The 16,904-nt window shown below is 71.5% G+C and carries 17 protein-coding genes; 12 read left to right on the forward strand and 5 right to left on the reverse strand.

Going from position 1 to position 16,904, the window contains the following annotated elements:
• The first annotated feature begins 4 nt into the window (after positions 1-4).
• The 7 genes from HAV39_RS37025 to HAV39_RS37055 all read left to right on the forward strand — a co-directional run bounded on the left by HAV39_RS37025 (position 5) and on the right by HAV39_RS37055 (position 8,770).
• Complete coding sequence (locus HAV39_RS37025; RefSeq protein ID WP_191843819.1) at positions 5-1,678, forward strand: NAD-binding protein; 1,674 nt, start codon at positions 5-7, stop codon at positions 1,676-1,678.
• Between the two features lie 90 nt (positions 1,679-1,768).
• Positions 1,769-3,046 carry a hypothetical protein gene (locus tag HAV39_RS37030; RefSeq protein WP_191843820.1) on the forward strand — a complete coding sequence of 426 codons (1,278 nt, stop codon included), beginning with the start codon at positions 1,769-1,771 and terminating at the stop codon, positions 3,044-3,046.
• A gap of 175 nt (positions 3,047-3,221) precedes the next feature.
• A complete protein-coding gene (locus HAV39_RS37035) occupies positions 3,222-3,827 on the forward strand; it encodes a TetR/AcrR family transcriptional regulator (protein WP_203736158.1) in 606 nt (201 codons plus the stop codon).
• Positions 3,821-5,554: an ABC transporter ATP-binding protein gene (locus tag HAV39_RS37040; RefSeq protein WP_191843821.1), complete on the forward strand. Its 1,734-nt coding sequence runs from the start codon at positions 3,821-3,823 to the stop codon at positions 5,552-5,554. The genes HAV39_RS37035 and HAV39_RS37040 overlap by 7 nt, the downstream gene beginning before the upstream one ends.
• 121 nt (positions 5,555-5,675) lie before the next feature.
• The gene (locus HAV39_RS37045; RefSeq protein WP_191843849.1) at positions 5,676-7,571 is read left to right on the forward strand and encodes an ABC transporter ATP-binding protein; all 1,896 of its coding nucleotides are present in this window, start codon (positions 5,676-5,678) and stop codon (positions 7,569-7,571) included.
• A 189-nt stretch (positions 7,572-7,760) separates the two neighbouring features.
• Positions 7,761-8,435, forward strand: coding sequence for a hypothetical protein (locus HAV39_RS37050; protein WP_191843822.1), 675 nt, complete (start codon positions 7,761-7,763; stop codon positions 8,433-8,435).
• Positions 8,435-8,770 (forward strand): winged helix-turn-helix domain-containing protein, encoded by a 336-nt coding sequence (locus tag HAV39_RS37055; protein ID WP_191843823.1) that lies wholly within the window; start codon positions 8,435-8,437, stop codon positions 8,768-8,770. The genes HAV39_RS37050 and HAV39_RS37055 overlap by 1 nt, the downstream gene beginning before the upstream one ends.
• A 57-nt stretch (positions 8,771-8,827) precedes the next feature.
• Here the strand turns inward: HAV39_RS37055 and HAV39_RS37060 are convergent, their stop codons facing one another.
• From HAV39_RS37060 to HAV39_RS37070, 3 genes are all read right to left on the reverse strand, one after another.
• Positions 8,828-9,556, reverse strand: coding sequence for a class I SAM-dependent methyltransferase (locus HAV39_RS37060; RefSeq protein ID WP_191843824.1), 729 nt, complete (start codon positions 9,554-9,556; stop codon positions 8,828-8,830).
• 82 nt (positions 9,557-9,638) lie between these two features.
• Positions 9,639-10,121 carry a hypothetical protein gene (locus HAV39_RS37065; protein WP_203736157.1) on the reverse strand — a complete coding sequence of 161 codons (483 nt, stop codon included), beginning with the start codon at positions 10,119-10,121 and terminating at the stop codon, positions 9,639-9,641.
• The gene (locus HAV39_RS37070; RefSeq protein ID WP_191843825.1) at positions 10,118-10,843 is read right to left on the reverse strand and encodes a helix-turn-helix transcriptional regulator; all 726 of its coding nucleotides are present in this window, start codon (positions 10,841-10,843) and stop codon (positions 10,118-10,120) included. Before HAV39_RS37070 ends, HAV39_RS37065 begins: the two co-directional genes overlap by 4 nt.
• Before the next feature lie 43 nt (positions 10,844-10,886).
• On the opposite strand from HAV39_RS37070, the gene HAV39_RS37075 reads away from it, so the two are divergent.
• The 3 genes from HAV39_RS37075 to HAV39_RS37085 all read left to right on the forward strand — a co-directional run bounded on the left by HAV39_RS37075 (position 10,887) and on the right by HAV39_RS37085 (position 13,147).
• Positions 10,887-11,300 (forward strand): group III truncated hemoglobin, encoded by a 414-nt coding sequence (locus HAV39_RS37075; RefSeq protein ID WP_203736156.1) that lies wholly within the window; start codon positions 10,887-10,889, stop codon positions 11,298-11,300.
• Positions 11,301-11,367: 67 nt separating this feature from the next.
• Positions 11,368-11,802 (forward strand): hypothetical protein, encoded by a 435-nt coding sequence (locus HAV39_RS37080; RefSeq protein WP_191843827.1) that lies wholly within the window; start codon positions 11,368-11,370, stop codon positions 11,800-11,802.
• Positions 11,803-11,971: 169 nt separating this feature from the next.
• Complete coding sequence (locus HAV39_RS37085; RefSeq protein WP_191843828.1) at positions 11,972-13,147, forward strand: phosphotransferase; 1,176 nt, start codon at positions 11,972-11,974, stop codon at positions 13,145-13,147.
• 94 nt (positions 13,148-13,241) lie between these two features.
• Here the strand turns inward: HAV39_RS37085 and HAV39_RS37090 are convergent, their stop codons facing one another.
• Entirely contained in the window at positions 13,242-13,997 is a 756-nt protein-coding gene (locus HAV39_RS37090; protein ID WP_191843829.1) for an ABC transporter permease, read from the reverse strand.
• Positions 13,994-14,956, reverse strand: coding sequence for an ATP-binding cassette domain-containing protein (locus HAV39_RS37095; protein ID WP_191843830.1), 963 nt, complete (start codon positions 14,954-14,956; stop codon positions 13,994-13,996). The genes HAV39_RS37090 and HAV39_RS37095 overlap by 4 nt, the downstream gene beginning before the upstream one ends.
• Positions 14,957-15,116: 160 nt before the next feature.
• Here HAV39_RS37095 and HAV39_RS37100 point away from each other — a divergent pair, with 160 nt between their 5' ends.
• Positions 15,117-16,049 (forward strand): ABC transporter ATP-binding protein, encoded by a 933-nt coding sequence (locus HAV39_RS37100; protein WP_120315332.1) that lies wholly within the window; start codon positions 15,117-15,119, stop codon positions 16,047-16,049.
• Positions 16,042-16,893, forward strand: coding sequence for an ABC transporter permease (locus tag HAV39_RS37105; protein WP_191843831.1), 852 nt, complete (start codon positions 16,042-16,044; stop codon positions 16,891-16,893). The genes HAV39_RS37100 and HAV39_RS37105 overlap by 8 nt, the downstream gene beginning before the upstream one ends.
• Positions 16,894-16,904: the final 11 nt, after the last annotated feature.

A 16,904-nucleotide genomic window follows, 5' to 3' on the forward strand; every position in this document is an offset into this window, starting at 1 on the left:
CGGCATGCCCGCTGCCCGCACGAACCACTTCGTCCTCAATGGATCGGACGACCTGACCTTCCGCCTGGCACAACAGCTCTCGGAGCGCTACCGCGCCGAGGTGGTGGTGCTGATGACCGAGGCGGAACAGGCCACCGCGCGCGACTTCACCGCGCTGGCCGAGGTGGCGCTGGTGGTGGCCGAGCGCATCGACGAGCAGGCGCTGCGCGGGGTCGACGTCGGCACCGCGGCCGGGCTGGCGCTCACCGTGCAGGACGACGTCGGCAACCTCTCGCTGGCCCTGCTCGCCCGCGACGTCGCCCCCCGGCTGCGGCTGGTGCTGCGGATGTACCACACCGCGCTGGGCCAGGACATCGAGTCGCTGCTCGGCAACGCGCGGGTGCTGTCCGATGCGGAGATCGCCGGCCCGGAGCTGGTCGCCACCGCACTCGGCGAGGTCGCGGCGACGCCGGTGCAGGTCGCGCGGCGCACCCTCGTCGTCGCCCCGCGCGCCGACGTGCTGCCCCAGGACGTGGTGTGCGGGCTCGCCGACACCTCCGACGGCGACGCGCCGCAGGTGCTCCCCGCCGACGAGCGCACCGCCGACCTGGTCCTCGCCGAGGACCGCGGTCCGGCGTCGCTGTGGGAGACCTCGCTCGGCCTGAGCCGGCTCACACCGAAGCGGCCGTCCTGGGCCGGCCTGGTGCTGTCGTTCCTGGGCGCGCTGTTCTCCCGCAAGACCCGCATCGCCGTCACCGCCGTACTGGCGATCATCGTCGCGGCCGGCACCGCCCTGGCCGTCAGCCTGGACCTGCAACCGTGGGAGGCGTTCTACGAGGCCGCGGCCACGGTGCTCGGCGGACCCCAGCCGGAGGCCGGTTACCAGCCCCGGCAGCAGGCCCTGCAACTGCTGCTCGGGCTCGCCGGACTGGCGTTCATCCCCCTGGTCACGGCACTGGTGGTGGAGGGCACGGTGCGGGCGCGCCTGGCCGTGGCGCAGCTGCGGCTGATCCAGCCGCGCTCCGGCCACGTCGTGGTGGTCGGCCTGGGCGGCGTCGGCACCCGCGTCATGCGACTGCTGCACGACCGCGGCATCACCATGGTCGCCGTCGCCCAGGACGAGAACGCCCGTGGCGTGCCGCTGGCCCGCGAACTCGACATCCCGCTGCTCATCGGCGATCCGAGCCGGGAGACGACACTGCGCCAGGCGGGCGTGGAGCGGTGCAAGGCACTGCTCGCGGTGGACCGCTCCGACATGACCAACCTGCAGACCGGCCTGTACGCCCGCAAGCTGCAACAACGGGTGCGGGTCGTGCTGCGACTGTTCGACCCCGACCTCGCCGACCGGGTGCGCACGACCTTCGACCTGCCGCTGTCGCGCAGCGTGTCCAGCATGGCGGTGCCCGCGTTCGCGGAGGCGCTGATGGGCCGGGAGGTGATCGGCACCATCGCCGTCGACCGGCGGGTGCTGCTCATCGCCGAGATGTTCGTGCCCACCGGCTCGCCGCTGGCCGGCACGACCACCGCGAACGTGAACCGCGAGGGCTCGATGCGGGTGGTCGCGGTGACCGAGTTCGGCGAGCCCCGGCCGCTGTGGAAACCAGGCCCGACCCGGCGGGTACGCGAGCGCGACAAGCTCACCGTCGTCGCCACCCGGGACGGGCTCACCGAGCTGACCATGCGCAACCGCCGCCGCTGACCGCCCGATCGTGGCACGTCCATCACCAGCGGGCCCGCCGCCAGTTGGTACCGGTGGTGCTGCACATCGGGGTGACACGGGGAGCTTGAGATGTGGATTCGCAGGTCGCTGCTGGCCGCCGCGGGCACGGCGTACGCGCTGCTGCCGTTGACCGCCGCCGCGGGCGCGCCGGCTCCGGTGCCCGTGGTGCCGGAACCGACGGTCCCGGACGCGGTGTATCCGCTGGTCGCGTACGCCGACCCGAAGCTCGGCGGGGCTTCGCAGACGTTCGGCGCGGGTGTGTTCGACGCCGGCTCCGGCGGCCTGGGCGCGGTCGGTGACGACGCCGTCTCCTCGCTGCGGGTGGGCGCGGGCTTCCGGGTGCTGGCCTGCGACCGCACCGCGGCGTCGAGCGCGGACGCCGTCGACGGCCTGGGCTCCTGCCGGTACTTCGACGCCGGCTGGTACGACCGGATCGGCGGCGGCCTCGACGACCACATCTCGCTGCTGGCCGTCGTGGGCGCGAAGGAGACCGGCCAGGGCGTCACCGTCTACGGCGAACCGGCGCTGTCCGGCGGCAGGCTGCGCCTCGGCCCCGGCCGGTACGAGGCGAGCGCGGGTGACCTGGACCGCCTCGACGCGGTCCGCTCCCTGGTAGTGGCCGACGGCCACCGGGCCGTGCTCTGCGACAGCGACCGCACCACCGCCGGCGCCACCGCCACCGCCGGCGCCGGCGGCAACCCCGGCCGGTGCCGGGTCTTCGGGCCCGGCGAGCACCCGTCGGTCGGCACCGGCCTGGACGGGACCGTCTCCCTGATCGCCATCGGCGGCCCGGCCGTGACCGCGGCCGACGGGCCCGCGCTGACCGGGGCGGTCCAGTCGTTCGGCCCCGGCGTGCACCAGGCCACGGCCGGTCACCTGGCCCCGGTCGGCAACGACGCGATCAGCTCCCTGCACGTGGCGGCCGGCCAACGGGTGCTGGCCTGCGCCGACGACCAGGCCGCACCCGCCGCGCTCGGCGAGTGCGCCCTGTTCGGCGCCGGGGTGCACGAGCTGGCGGGCACGGAACTCGACAACGGCGTCTCCCTGCTCGCCGTCTCGGCGGGCCCGTCAACCGGCCAGGTGCTCATCGCGTACGCCGACGGCGGGCTGGCCGGGGAGTCGGGTGGGTTCGGGCCGGGTATGTTCGCCGCCGCCGACCTCGATGGGGTCGGCAACGACGCGATCAGCTCGCTGCGCCTGGCCGAAGGCGGTCGGGCGGTGCTGTGCGAGCACGACGAGGCGGCACCGGGCGAGGTAGGCGCGTGCCAGCTGTTCACGGCGGGCGACCACCCCACGGTCGGCGAAGCCCTCAACGACCAAACCTCCCTGATCTTCGTCGCCTCCTGACGGGGGGGCACGGTTCCCGTTTTTATCGACGTTGGCCCATCTGATCGAGTTCGATCCTTGGAAACTCGATCAGATGGGCCAACGTCTATTGCAAAGCGTGGTCGCGGAGCGGCGGCGACACGCGGCGCGGATATTTGCTTGCGGAGTGAGTGCTCACTCATTTAGAGTCGCCGCCGTGACTGACGCCTCCCCCAGGCGCCGGGTTTCCCCGTTGACCCCCGAGGACCGGCGCGCCGCGATCATCGCGGCGACCCTGCCGCTGCTGCGTGCCGAGGGCGTGCACGTGAGCAGCAAGCGGATCGCCGAATGCGCGGGCGTCGCGGAGGGGACCATCTTCCGCGCCTTCCCCGACAAGGCCGCTCTGATCTCGGCCACGCTCGCCCACGCCTTCGACCCGGCTCCCACCATCGAGTCGATCAAAGCGGTGGCGGGCGACCCCGACGTCAGGTTCCGGCTCAAGACCGCGGTGCGGATCCTGACCCGCCGCTTCCGCGACAACGCCCCACTGATGATGTCGCTGCGCGGCAGCGGCCTGGCCGTGGTCACCACCACGCCCGTGTTCGATCCCCGCGAGGCGCTGACCGGAATCTCGGATGCGGTCGCCGAGCTGATCTCCGATGATGCCGACCGGTTCCGGCTGCCGCCGACCACCGTCGCGTCCCTGCTCATCTCGATGGTGTTCTTCAACAACCGCAGCGAGATCCTCCCCGAAGACCAGATCGTCGACGTCGTCCTGGACGGCGTGCTCTCCCCCGAGGCGAAGAAAGAGCCCGCATGCTGATCACACTCGTACGCCGCCAGCTGCGGCCCTACGGGCGGCAGATATCCCTCGTCGTGCTCCTGCAACTGGTGCAGACGATCGCCAACCTCTACCTGCCCACCCTCAACGCCGACATCATCGACCAGGGCGTGGTCAAGGGCGACACCGGCTACATCATGCGCATCGGCGCCGCCATGATCGGCGTCTCGCTGGTGCAGATCATCTGCTCGATCGGCGCGGTCTACGTCGGCGCGCAGGTCGCCAGCGCGCTGGGCCGCGACGTCCGGGCCGCGATCTTCGAGCGGGTGCAGTCGTTCTCGGCCCGCGAGGTGGGCCACTTCGGCGCGCCGTCGCTCATCACGCGGACCACCAACGACGTGCAGCAGGTCCAGATGCTGGCGCTGATGACCTTCACCATGATGGTCAGCGCGCCGATCATGATGGTCGGCGGCATCGTGCTGGCGCTGCAGCTGGACGTGCAGCTGTCCGGGCTGCTGCTGGCGGTCATCCCGGCGCTGGTCCTCGGCATCGGCTTCATCGTGTACCGGATGCGGCCGCTGTTCCGGGCCATGCAGACCAACATCGACGAGGTCAACCGGGTGATGCGCGAGCAGATCACCGGCATCCGGGTGATCCGCGCGTTCGTCCGCGACCGGCACGAGCAGGAGCGCTTCGCCGGGGCGAACACCGAGCTGACCAACGTCGCGCTGGCCGTCGGCAAGCTGATGGCCTCGATGTTCCCGTTCGTCATGCTCGTCATCAACATCTCGACGGTGGCCGTGCTGTGGTTCGGCGCGCACCGCATCGACAGCGGCGGCATGGAGATCGGCGCGCTGACCGCGTTCCTGAGCTACCTGATGCAGATCCTGATGGCGGTGATGATGGCGACCTTCATGTTCGTCATGCTGCCGCGCGCCGAGGTCTGCGCCGAGCGCATCGAGGAAGTGCTCGGCACCGACTCCAGCGTCGTCCCGCCGACCGCGCCGGTCACCCCGACCGGCCTGCGCGGGCACCTGGAGCTGCGCGACGTCGAGTTCAGCTACCCGGGCGCGGAGGAGCCGGTGCTGCGCAGCATCGCCTTCACCGCCCTGCCCGGCGAGACCACCGCGATCATCGGCAGTACGGGCAGCGGCAAGTCGACGCTGCTGCACCTCGTGCCGCGGCTGTTCGACGCCACCGGCGGCCGGGTGCTGGTCGACGACGTCGACGTGCGCGACATCGAGCCGCAGGCACTGTCCCGGGCGATCGGCTTCGTGCCGCAGAAGCCGTACCTGTTCTCCGGCACCGTCGCGTCGAACCTGCGCTACGGCAAGGCCGACGCCACCGACGAGGAGCTGTGGCGGGCCCTGGAGGTGGCGCAGGCCAAGGACTTCGTGCAGGCGATGCCCGAAGGCCTGGACGCGCCGATCGCGCAGGGCGGCACCAACGTCTCCGGCGGCCAACGCCAGCGCCTCGCCATCGCCCGCGCGCTGGTCAGCCGGCCCGAGATCTACCTGTTCGACGACTCGTTCTCGGCCCTGGACTACGCCACCGACGCGGCGCTGCGCCGGGAGCTGTCCCAGGAGACCGCCGACGCGACGGTCGTGATCGTCGCCCAGCGGGTCAACACGATCCGCGACGCCGACCGGATCCTCGTCCTCGACGACGGGCAGGTCGTCGGCACCGGCACGCACAGCGAACTCATGAACAGCAACGTGACCTACCGGGAGATCGTGCTGTCCCAGCTCACCGAGGAGGAGGCGGCATGAGCGAGCGTAGCGAGCGAATCATGAGCCGCGTGCATCACGACGGAGCCGAGCGCAGCGAGGTGACGGCGTGACCCAGACCCCCGTACGCCGTGATTCAGGGCCTCGCTTCGGACCCGGCGCGATGATGGCCGGCCCCCCGCAGGGCAAGTCGCTCAACTTCAAGCAGTCCAGCCGCCGCCTGCTCAAGCTGCTGGCGCCGCACCGCGCCGCCGTCTGGCTGGCCGTGGCGCTGGGCGTCGTCGGCGTGAGCCTGTCGGTGATCGGCCCGCGTATCCTCGGCCACGCCACCGACGTGCTGTTCACCGGCATCGTCAGCGGCGACCTGTCACCGGACGTGACCAAGGCCCAGGTCGTCGACGGGGTCCGCGCCCAGGGCAACGGCACGCTGGCCGACATGCTCGCCTCGATGGACCTGGTCCCCGGGCGGGGCGTCGACTTCGACGCGCTCGGGCGGGTGCTGATGGTCGCGCTCGGCGTGTACGTCGCCGCGTCGCTGTTCTCCCTGATGCAGTTCCGGATCATCACCACCGTGGTGCAGCGCGCCGTCTACGCGCTGCGCGAGCAGGTCGAGACGAAGCTGTCCCGGCTGCCGCTGAGCTACTTCGACGGCCAGCAGCGCGGCGAGGTGCTCAGCCGGGCCACCAACGACATCGACAACGTCGCGCAGACGATGCAGCAGTCGCTGAGCCAGCTGATGAACTCGGTGCTCACCATCGTCGGCGTACTCGCGATGATGTTCTGGATCTCGCCCCTGCTGGCGCTGATCGCGCTGGTCACCGTGCCGATCTCGGTGTGGGTGACGATGCGCATCGGCAAGAAGGCGCAGCCGCAGTTCATCGCGCAGTGGGCCGTCACCGGCAAGCTCAACGCCCACATCGAGGAGATGTACACCGGCCACTCGCTGGTCAAGGTGTTCGGGCGGCAGCAGGAGGCGGCCGACAGGTTCCGGGAGCACAACGAGGCGCTCTACAACGCGGGCTTCAAGGCGCAGTTCATCTCCGGCATGATCCAGCCGGCCATGTTCTTCATCGGCAACCTGAACTACGTGCTGGTCGCGGTCGTCGGCGCGCTGCGCGTGGCGTCCGGCTCGCTGTCGCTGGGCGACGTGCAGGCGTTCATCCAGTACTCCCGCCAGTTCAGCCAGCCGCTGAGCCAGGTCGCCGCGATGTCCAACCTGGTGCAGTCCGGTGTCGCGTCGGCGGAGCGGGTGTTCGAGCTGCTGGACGCGACCGAGCAGAGCCCGGAGCCGGTCCCCGCGGCCCGGGTCCAGGACCTGCGCGGCCAGGTCAGCTTCGAGCACGTGGCGTTCCGGTACACCGAGGACAAGCCGCTGATCGAGGACCTGTCGCTGGTCGTCGAGCCGGGGCAGACGGTGGCCATCGTCGGCCCCACCGGCGCGGGCAAGACCACGCTGGTCAACCTGCTGATGCGCTTCTACGAGGTGACCGGCGGCCGGATCACGCTGGACGGCGTCGACATCGCCGCGATGGACCGCGAGGACCTGCGGTCCAAGACCGGCATGGTGCTGCAGGACACCTGGCTGTTCGGCGGCACCATCGCCGACAACATCGCGTACGGCGCGGACTCCCCCACCCGGGAGCAGATCATCGAGGCGGCGAAGGCCGCGCACGTGGACCGCTTCGTGCGCACCCTGCCCGACGGCTACGAGACGGTGCTGGACGAGGACGGCACCAACCTCAGCACCGGCGAGCGGCAGCTGATCACCATCGCGCGGGCGTTCCTGGCCGAGCCGAGCATCCTCATCCTCGACGAGGCGACCAGCTCGGTCGACACGCGCACCGAGGTGCTCATCCAGCGGGCGCTCAACTCGCTGCGCAGCGGCCGGACCAGCTTCGTCATCGCGCACCGGCTGTCCACCATCCGCAACGCGGACGTCATCCTGGTGATGGAGCACGGCTCGATCGTCGAGCACGGCTCGCACGACAAGCTGATCGCCTCCGGCGGCGCCTACGCGCGCCTCTACGAGGCCCAGTTCGCCGGCGCAGCCACCGACTGACCAGAACAAAGGAAGGGCACCTTCTTAACGGACGTCCGTTAAGAAGGTGCCCTTCCTTCTGCTTGTCGGGGGGTGCGAGCGGATCGTTGAGAACGTTCTCTTGCGCAGAAAGGTCTGTGATGCAAAGCTAACTGCATGACACACGAGTCCGCTTCCCAGGCGAGTGACCCTCACGAGCTCCTGGCGACCGTGCGCGACCTGACGCGCCAGGTACGCGTCGCCCAGCGTGGCACCTGGTTCCCGCTGCTGGTCTTCGCAGTGATCACCCTGATCGCGATCCCCGTCTACCGGTACGCCCCCTACCTCGACGTGTTCGACGCCTGCCGTTCGGACGCGGAGCACACGGTCTGCCCGGCGCCCAGCCCGACGGAACTCGGGTACTGGACGGTCGCGCTGCTGCTCGCCTACGCGGCGATCGCAGGCTTCTACGTCAGGCAGTCCCGGCAGCGCGGTGTGGGCACCCCGATCCGCCCGTACGTCATCGTCGGTGTCGTGCTGGCCCTGCTGATGGCGGCGGCGTCGAGCTGGCTGACGTTTCATCCGCTCCTCCCCCTGCCCGCCGACCCGTTCTCCGACACTGTCAAGGTCCCGGCCGGGCCGGTCGCCTGGCTGGTCAACGGTCTGGTGAGCCCCATAGCGGTGATCGGGCTGGCGTTGCTGGTGCTCGCGTGGGTCGAACGCCACTGGGCGCTGCTGGCGTTCAGCCTCGTCTACCTGGCGATCGGCGCGGTCATGGGCAGCCAGGTCATCCACGCGTCGTCGCGGTGGTTCTTCCTGCCGCACCTGCTCGTCCCGGCAGCGGTGCTGCTGCTGGGCGCGGCGGCCTTCGCCCTGTGCCGCCCGACCGCAGAGGTTCAGGCGTGATGACCGACCATCCGACCAACGGCCTCGACGACGTGGTCCACCAGCGCGTCCGGCTGGGCATCCTGACCATCGCTCACCAGGCCCGCCAGGTGGAGTTCGGCTTTCTGCGCGCCACCCTGCAACTGACCGCCGGCAACCTCGGACAGCACCTGACCGTGCTGGAGAAGGCCGAGCTGATCCAGATCGAGAAGGGTTACGAGGGCAAGCGCCCGCGCACCTGGGTCACCCTCACCCCCGCGGGGCAGACCGCCCTGCGCGACGAGATCACCCACCTCAAACAGCTCATCCAGCAGGTCGAGCAGGCCGAGACGGCACCGGCGGCCGGCGAGGCGTGACCGGCCGGACACGCCGTCCCGGGTGGGCCGCACCCGGGACGGCGTGCCGCAACGGCGCTACCCGCGGCGTGCGATCGTGACGATCTCACCGCTCGTGCGGGTGACCGGCCCGCGCTGCCAGTCGCCGTACTGGGCCTCGATCACGAAGCCGGCCTCGGCCAGGAACGCCCCCAGCGCCGGCACGCCGAGGAAGCGCAGGCGCGAACGGTCGACCCGCAGCACTTCGCCGTCGAGCCCGCTGGTCGTCTCGACGAGGTTGACCACGTCGCCGACCTGCTCGGCCTGGTGCCAGACCCGCAGGGCGCGGCCGTGCGCGTCCACGACCTCGGCCGCGTTCGAGGGGTTCCAGTCGTCCCAGGCCCGCGCCTGCGGATGGCGTGTCTCGAAGGCGAACCGGCCGTTCTCGCGCAACGCGGCTCGGATGGCGATCAGTGATACAAGCAGATCGTCGTCATCGACGAGGAACTGGAACGCGTGGCTGACCATCGTCGCCAGCGCGAACTCACGGTCCCAGCGCGCCTCGGCGGCCACCCCCGCCACCCACTCGATGTCGGTGCGGCGACGTGCCCGGTCCAGTGCCGCGAGATCCGGGTCGAGCCCGACCAGGCGGCCGCGATGACCGGCCTCGCGGGCCCGGTGCAGCATGCCGCCCGTACCGCAGCCGACGTCCAGCACCGCGTCCGCGGACAGCACCAGGTCGTCATAGAACGCGTCACCGGCGAACCTCGTTCCGTCCCATGGGTTCAGCAGGTCATACAGGGCGGCGGCGTCGGCATCGGAGAACATCGCGACAGTATCGGCGCTTCACCTGGTGCGGCCAACGGAATAAAGCAGGGCAGACAGCGGCGTCCGGCGCGCGGTCCGGCGCTCAGTGTGCCGCCCTGGCCGCCCGGACGACCTCGTTTCGGCCTGCCGTCGGCATGATCCCCAGGAGCATTCCGACGCCCAGCACCGGCAGCGCGATCAGCTTGATCCCCTCCAGCGCGATGTAGGCCAGGTGCAGCGCCGACTCCGGCGGGTGGCCGCCGTCGACGATCAGCTGGGCGCGCTGGTCGAGCAGCGGGCGCAGCACCAGCGCCTGCGTGAGCAGCAGCGCCCACAGCCCACCGGTGACGGCCCAGCGCCACCGGCCGATCACGACCCCCAGCAGCGCGACGGTGAACATGACGAGCAGCAGGAACTCTGCGATGTTGAGCGCCCGGAAGACCAGCCGGCCGATGCCCAGCCCGAGCGCGGTGGTGACGCCGGGGGCGCGGAACTTCAACGGGGCTTCCAGCAGCGAGATGGCGGCGACCATCCCGAACCACACGAACGGCACCGCCACCTGTGCGACGGCACGGACCCTGGTCACCGCGACTCCCTGCGCCTGATCTCGGCGGCGCACACGCCCGGCCGCACGAACGGATACAGCTCCGCGTCGAACGCCTGCGGCGCGAGCCCGTCGACGGTGCCGCGCAGCAGCCCCAGGTGCACGCCGCACACCACGTCGGGGTGCCGCCGGGCCACGTCGAGGAACGGGCAGGCGTGCAGCTCGATCCGGGCGGCCCCGTCATGCGGCGTGCGCACGGGATCGAAGCCGAGTTCGGCGAACAGGGCAGTGGCCCGTACCGCGGCTTCGTCGAGCGTGGCCGTCGCGCCCGCACCGGGCGGCGCGGCGACCGGGTCCGCCGCAGCGCGCTCCGGGCCCGTCGACGCCGGCACGGCTGCGGCAGCGGGGGCCGTGCGGTGCAGCCAGCGGCGGCCGGCGCGCTGGGCCAGCGCGGAGCCGTCGCGGTCGTCGAGCTGGCCGGCGAGCATCTCCGCCAGCAGCGCGTAGCCGCCTGCCTCGGCGGCGGGCGCCACCTCGGCGTACACCGCCTGCGGGCGGCCGGGACCGCCGCGCGGGGCGCTGGCCTGCACCACGTAACCGGCCTCGATCAGGACTTTCAGGTGGAAACGGACCGTATTCGGGTGCAGCCCGGTGGCCTGACCGAGCGCGACGGCGTCCAGCGGCGTGCCGGCCCGGCGCAGCACCTCCAGCACCCGGCGGCGGCTGGCCACCGCGAGTGCGCCGTAGGTCATATCGTCAGCCACGGTCCGAATATATACGATGGCCATAGTAAAAAAGGAGGAGCCCGTGCGCACCGACATCACCGACCGAGCCGACGTCACCGGCGTCGTGACCGACTTCTACACCCGGGTGTACGCCGACGACCTGCTCGGCCCGATCTTCATCGACGTCGCCCGGATGGACCTCCCCGCGCACCTGCCGATCATGACCGACTTCTGGGAGACGGTGCTGCTGCGCACGGGCAGCTACCGCCGCAACGCGCTGCAGGTGCACTTCGACCTCAACCGGCTGGTGCGGCTGGAGCAGGTCCACTTCGACCGCTGGCTGCTGCTGTGGCGGGCGACCGTCGACGACCGCCACGCGGGCCCCGTCGCCGAGCTGGCGAAGACGCAGGCCGGCCGGATCGCCGGGTCGATCGGGCGGCGCCTGGCCGGGTCGACCGGCAGCGAGCACGTCACCATCGCGACCGCCAGACCGTGACCTGCGTTCGCGGTGCCGAACGCCCATACTGGACGGCGTCGGCACTAGCGGACCGGTGAGGGGGCCCATGCCGGGTTCGAAGACGATCACCGCAGGCCTGCTCGCACTGGTTCTGGCGGCCGGCGCCACCGCGTGCTCACCCGCGCTCGGTGAACCGGAGCCGACCGCGTACCAGGTGTCGGTGGATCTGTTCTCCGGCCGGGAGAACCCCGAAACTGCGCTGAGCACCCCCGTTGCCGAGCGGATCCACCAGGACCTGGACAGCCGGGCCGCCGAATTCCAGGACGCGCCCGAGCCGGCCGCCCCGCTCGGCTTCCGCGGTTTCGTCGTCACGCCGACCGGCGGTCCCCACCCCGTGCTCCGCGTCACCCCCGACACGGTGTACGCGGTCCGCGACGGCGTTCACCGCAAGCTCGCCGACCCGACGGGCGCGTTCTACCGGGCCATCCTGGACGACATCCGGCCCCGGCTGCCCCGGGACGTCGTCGACGCTCTCCCGTGAGCGGGCCTTGACAATGCCACGGTGGGTTCGGCTAGCCTCGATCCAGCGCGTTCGGGTACGCGCCGAGACTCGCCGGAAGGCTCGAAGCCACCCCGCCTGACATCAGGTTGGGCGACGCTTGCCGACGCTCTCATCCGCCTGTGCGAGTCCGGGCGTGGAGGGTGCTCCGATGAAGACTCTGCCCGACAACCCCGACCTCGACCACCTGCGCCGGCAGGCCAAAGACCTGCTCACCGGGCTGCGCGACGGCAATCCGCGGGCGGCGCTGGCCGACGCGCAGGCGTCGCTGGCCGAGCAGTACGGGTTCCGCACCTGGGCCGAGCTCAAGGCCGAGGTCGACCACCGGCGCGGGCAGGCCGAGGTCGCCGATCCCGCGCTGGCCAGGCAGCTCGCGGCGCGGTTCGGCCTCGGCGAGGTGACCGGCCCGATGCGCTCGGTGTCGCGACCCGACGAGATGGGCCGGCGCTGGGCACTGGAGACCGCTCGCGGCCGGTGGGCTCCGCGCACCGTCGACGACGTGTTCCCGGTGACCGACGGCGAGGAGAACACCCGGTTCCAGGAGGCCGCGGCACGGGCGGGCGTGACGTTGCCCGCCCCGGTCCGCAGCGTCTCCGGCGCCGCGGTCGAGCTGGTCGAGGGCAGCCTGTGGCGCGTCTACGAGTGGCGGCACTCCGGGCCGCCGCTGGCCGCGCCGGTCAGCGCGCCGATCACCCGGATGGTCGGCGACACGCTCGCCGTCCTCCACGGCCTGCGTTTCCCCGCGAGCGGTCTCTGCCCGTGGAGTTCGGTGCGGCTGTGGACCAGGAGCTGGGCGGAACTCGCCGACGTCGTCGCCGCGAAGGGCCTCGACTGGGCTCCGGCGCTGGTCGCGGCGGTGCCCGTGCTGTCCGGGTTGGAGACGGTCGGGCAGGGGGCGGCGGTGCCGGAGCCGGTCCAGTGCCACAACAACGTCAGCCCCGGCAACGTTCGGCTCGGCTCCGGCGGGTGCCTCATCCTCACCGGCTGGGAGCACGCGGCCGGGCTGCCACCGGCCTGGGAGCTGTCCGCGGCGCTGGCCTCCTGGGCGGTCGACCCGAACGGCGGTGTCAACGCCGCCGGCGCCCGTGCCCTGCTGGCGGGATATCGCGCACGGTCCGGTGCGCTGCCGCCGCTGAGTCTCGACACGTTCCGCGGCGCGGCGACGGGCCTGCTGAATTACGTCGCCGGGCAGGTCGACGTGGCCCTGAGCGCGCACGGCGAGCAGGACGTGCGGTATGCCGACCGCAACATGCGCCACCTGCTGACCCATCTGCCGTCCCGGACGACGTACCAGCAGGTCCTCGACGCCGCCCTCGCCGACGCATGAGCGCGTCGCCGGCCTGACCGCCGCTCCCTGCGGCACAGCTGTTGGGAAGGGCACCTTCTACATCGGAAACCGATAAGAAGGTGCCCTTCCTTCGTCAGGAGCCGAGGCGGCGGTGGCGGAGGACGGAGAGGGGCAGGAAGATCGCGGTGAGCAGGAGCGGCCACAGCACGGCGAGCGGGAGGGCGTGGTCAGGGACCAGGCCGGGATTGCCGAACAGGTCACGGGCGGCGGCGGCGGTGGCCGACAGCGGGTTCCACTGGGCGATCGCGCCCAGCCAGGACGGCATCGTCGCCGGATCGACGAAGACGCCGGACAGGAAACCCACCGGCCAGACCAGGATCTGGACCATCATCACCGACTCGGGTCCCTTCACGACCAGGCCGAGGAAGATGCCGACCCACAGCAGCGCGAAGCGCAGCAGCAGGAGCAGGCCGAACGCGGTGAGCGCGCCGGCCAGGCCCTCGTGCCAGCGCCAGCCGAGCGCCGCGGCCGCGCCGACCAGCACCGCCAGGCCGACCGCGGAGTTCATCAGGTCGGCGAGGCAGCGTCCTAGCACGACCGACGCCGAATTGATCGGCAGCGACCGGAAGCGGTCGGTGACCCCCTTGGCGGCGTCCGTGGACACCGCGGTCATGGTCGCCTCCACGCCGAAGAACATGGTGAGGGCGAACATGCCCGGCATCAGGTAGTCGAAGTAGTCCGCACCGATCGCCCCGCCGAACAGCCCGCCGAACATCAGCGCGATCATCACGGTGAACAGCCAGTTGACGATCACCCCGACGGGCTGCTGCCGCCAGTGCGTGAGCTCCCGGCGCGCGAGCACCCACGTCTCCCCGAGCACGGCCGTCATGCCGCCACCTCCTGCTTGTCGCCCTGCTTGCGGTGAAGGTCGAGGAACACCTCGTCCAGGGTCGGCCGGCGCAGGTTGACCTCGACCGGTTCGACTCCCTCGGCGGCCAGCGCCGTGCTGATGGCGATGAGTGCCTTGGTGCGCTGCCGCACCGGCACGCTGATCCGGTGCTCGTCGGCGCGCGGCTCGCCGTCGGCGTGCGCCGCCACCGCGGGCAGGACCCGGCGCGCCTGCTCGGCGTCGGCGAACGCCAGGTCGATCCAGTCGTCGCCGATGGTGGCCTTCAGCCCGTCGGGGGTGCCCTCGCTGACGACCCGGCCGTGCCACAGCATGGCGATCCGGTGCGCCAGCTGGTCGGCCTCCTCCAGGTACTGCGTGGTCAGCAGGATGGTGGTGCCGCCCGCGACCAGCTCGCGCAGCGCCGACCACACCTCCTGGCGGCCCTGCGGATCCAGGCCGGTGGTCGGCTCGTCCACGAACAGCACCTCGGGCGAGACGATCAGGCTCGCGGCGAGATCGAGCCGCCGGCGCATGCCACCGGAGTACTTCGCGACCGGCTTGCCGCCGGACTCGGCCAGGCCGAACCGCTGCAACAGCTCGTCGGCGCGGGTCGCGGCGCGGGCCCGGCCGAGGTGGTTGAGGCGGCCGAACAGGACCAGGTTCTGCCGGCCGCTGAGGATCTCGTCGACGGCGGCGTACTGCCCGACCAGGCCGATGCGCTGCCGCACCCGGGCCGCGTCGGTGCTCACGTCGTGCCCGGCCACGACCGCGCGCCCCGCGTCGAGGCGCATCAGCGTGGCCAGGATGCGCACGGCGGTGGTCTTGCCGGCCCCGTTCGGGCCGAGCAGGCCGTACACCATGCCCCTGGGCACTTCGAGATCGAATCCGTTCAGTGCCGGGGTCTGCGCTCCTCGATACGTCTTGCGGATCCCGTCCGCCGATATCGCCGGCTCTGCCATGTGCAGGCTCCTCCCGCTCGTTCGACGTACACCGTACCGTACGGCGTACGCGACTGTCGAGCGAGCGAGGTTCCGCTCCCGTGCCTCAGGTCAGGCTCAGGGTCGAGACCAGGGTTGACACCTGATCTGCCGGTCGCGGTCGGGGGTCTAGGTTGGCGGCGTGGCCCTCATCGCGACCCAGTCGCTGACCAAGACATATCCGGGCGGGGTGACCGCCTTGTCCGACCTGACCCTGTCTGTCGAGCCGGGCATCATCGGCCTGGTCGGCGCCAACGGCGCCGGCAAGTCCACGATGATAAAAACCCTGCTCGGGCTGCTGGCGCCGACCAGCGGCCGGGTGGAGGTGCTCGGCCTCGACCCGACCACCGCGGGCGAGCAGGTGCGTGCCCGCGTCGGCTACATGCCCGAGCACGACTGCCTGCCGCCGGACATGATCGCGGCGGAGTTCGTCACGCACATGGGCCGGATGACCGGCCTGCCGCGCACCGTCGCCCGCGAGCGCGCCTCCGAGGCGCTGCGCCACGTCGGGCTGTACGAGGAGCGCTACCGCCAGATCGGCGGCTACTCCACCGGCATGAAGCAGCGCGTCAAGCTGGCCCAGGCCCTGGTGCACGACCCGGACCTGCTGCTGCTCGACGAGCCCACCAACGGCCTGGACCCGGCCGGGCGCGACGCGATGCTGACGCTGATCCACCGCATCGGCACCGAATTCGGGATCTCCGTGGTGGTCTGCTCGCACCTGCTCGGCGAGATCGAGCGGATCTGCGACTCGCTGATCGCGATCGAGGGTGGGCGGCTGCTACGCGCCGACCGGATCGACGCGATGACCACGGGCACCGACGTGCTGGCCATCGAGGTCGCCGAGGGCACCGCCGAGCTCTCGGCGGCGCTGACCCAGCGGGGACTGACCGCCACCGCCGAGGGCCGCATGCTGCTGGTGCCGCTGGCCGACGAGTCCACCTACGACCTGGTCCTGCGTACCGTCGCGGAACTGGACCTCCCGCTGCACCGTCTCGACCAGCGCCGCCACCGGGTGGCCGAGCTGTTCTCCACCGCCACCCCGACCCCGTCCCTGGAGGTGAGCCATGTCTGACCAGAGCGTCATCCACGACATCGGCTACCAGCGCTACACCGGCACCCGGCTGGGCCGCGGCTACGCCGCCCGCTCGCTGTTCGAGCACGGCCTGCGCATCGCGTTCGGGCTCGGCCGCAGCGCCAAGGCCAAGATCTTTCCGTGGATCGTGATCGGCATGGTCTCCGCGCTGGCCGTCGTCGTGGTCGCGATCAAGGCGCAGACCGGGGAGATGGTGCTGAGCTACCAGCAGCTGCCGTCGACGATCAGCGTGGTGGCCATGGTGTTCCTCGCCGTCGTCGCGCCGGAGCTGGTCTCCCGGGACCTGCGCAACCAGACCCTGCCGCTGTACTTCTCCCGCCCGATCCGGCGCTCGGACTACGCGCTGGCCAAGCTCGCCGCGCTGGTCGTGGCCGTGTGGTTGCTGCTGGCCGGGCCGCAGACGCTGATCTTCCTGGGTTCGGCGTTCACCGCCGCGGACGCGTCCGGCATCGCGGCCGAGGCGCGGGGCCTGCTCGGCGGCTGGGTCGTCTCCGCCCTGTACGCGCTGATCTTCAGCAGCCTCGCGGTGCTGATCGCCTCGATCGCCAGCCGCCGGGCGTTCGCGGCGGGCGCGATCGTGGTCGTCTTCATGGTCACCTCACCGGTCGTCGGTCTGCTGATGGCGCTCGGCGGCGACGGGCCGATGGCCCAGATCGCGCCGATGTTCAGCCCGTTCCTGCTGCCCGAGGGCGTGCGCCAGTGGCTGTACGGCACCTCGTTCGAGGTCGGCCCGTACGGGCCGGTGTACGGCCTGGTGACGTTGCTGCTCGTGGCCGGCTGCACCTCGCTGCTGGTGCTGCGCTACCGGAAGGTTTCCCTGTGAGCGCGAGGAGC

Source organism: Catellatospora chokoriensis (genome assembly GCF_011297315.1).
GTDB classification, from domain to species: Bacteria; Actinomycetota; Actinomycetes; order Mycobacteriales; family Micromonosporaceae; genus Catellatospora; species Catellatospora citrea.

What these genes read in the sequence shown, in the direction of transcription:
- HAV39_RS37030 (WP_191843820.1), top strand. Translation starts at nt 1,769, where the DNA reads ATGTGGATTCGCAGGTCGCTGCTGGCCGCCGCGGGCACGGCGTACGCG.
- HAV39_RS37090 (WP_191843829.1), bottom strand. Translation starts at nt 13,997, where the DNA reads ATGACGGCCGTGCTCGGGGAGACGTGGGTGCTCGCGCGCCGGGAGCTC.
- HAV39_RS37095 (WP_191843830.1), bottom strand. Translation starts at nt 14,956, where the DNA reads ATGGCAGAGCCGGCGATATCGGCGGACGGGATCCGCAAGACGTATCGA.
- HAV39_RS37080 (WP_191843827.1), top strand. Translation starts at nt 11,368, where the DNA reads ATGCCGGGTTCGAAGACGATCACCGCAGGCCTGCTCGCACTGGTTCTG.
- HAV39_RS37105 (WP_191843831.1), top strand. Translation starts at nt 16,042, where the DNA reads ATGTCTGACCAGAGCGTCATCCACGACATCGGCTACCAGCGCTACACC.
- HAV39_RS37040 (WP_191843821.1), top strand. Translation starts at nt 3,821, where the DNA reads ATGCTGATCACACTCGTACGCCGCCAGCTGCGGCCCTACGGGCGGCAG.
- HAV39_RS37055 (WP_191843823.1), top strand. Translation starts at nt 8,435, where the DNA reads ATGACCGACCATCCGACCAACGGCCTCGACGACGTGGTCCACCAGCGC.
- HAV39_RS37085 (WP_191843828.1), top strand. Translation starts at nt 11,972, where the DNA reads ATGAAGACTCTGCCCGACAACCCCGACCTCGACCACCTGCGCCGGCAG.
- HAV39_RS37045 (WP_191843849.1), top strand. Translation starts at nt 5,676, where the DNA reads ATGATGGCCGGCCCCCCGCAGGGCAAGTCGCTCAACTTCAAGCAGTCC.
- HAV39_RS37025 (WP_191843819.1), top strand. Translation starts at nt 5, where the DNA reads ATGCCCGCTGCCCGCACGAACCACTTCGTCCTCAATGGATCGGACGAC.
- HAV39_RS37060 (WP_191843824.1), bottom strand. Translation starts at nt 9,556, where the DNA reads ATGTTCTCCGATGCCGACGCCGCCGCCCTGTATGACCTGCTGAACCCA.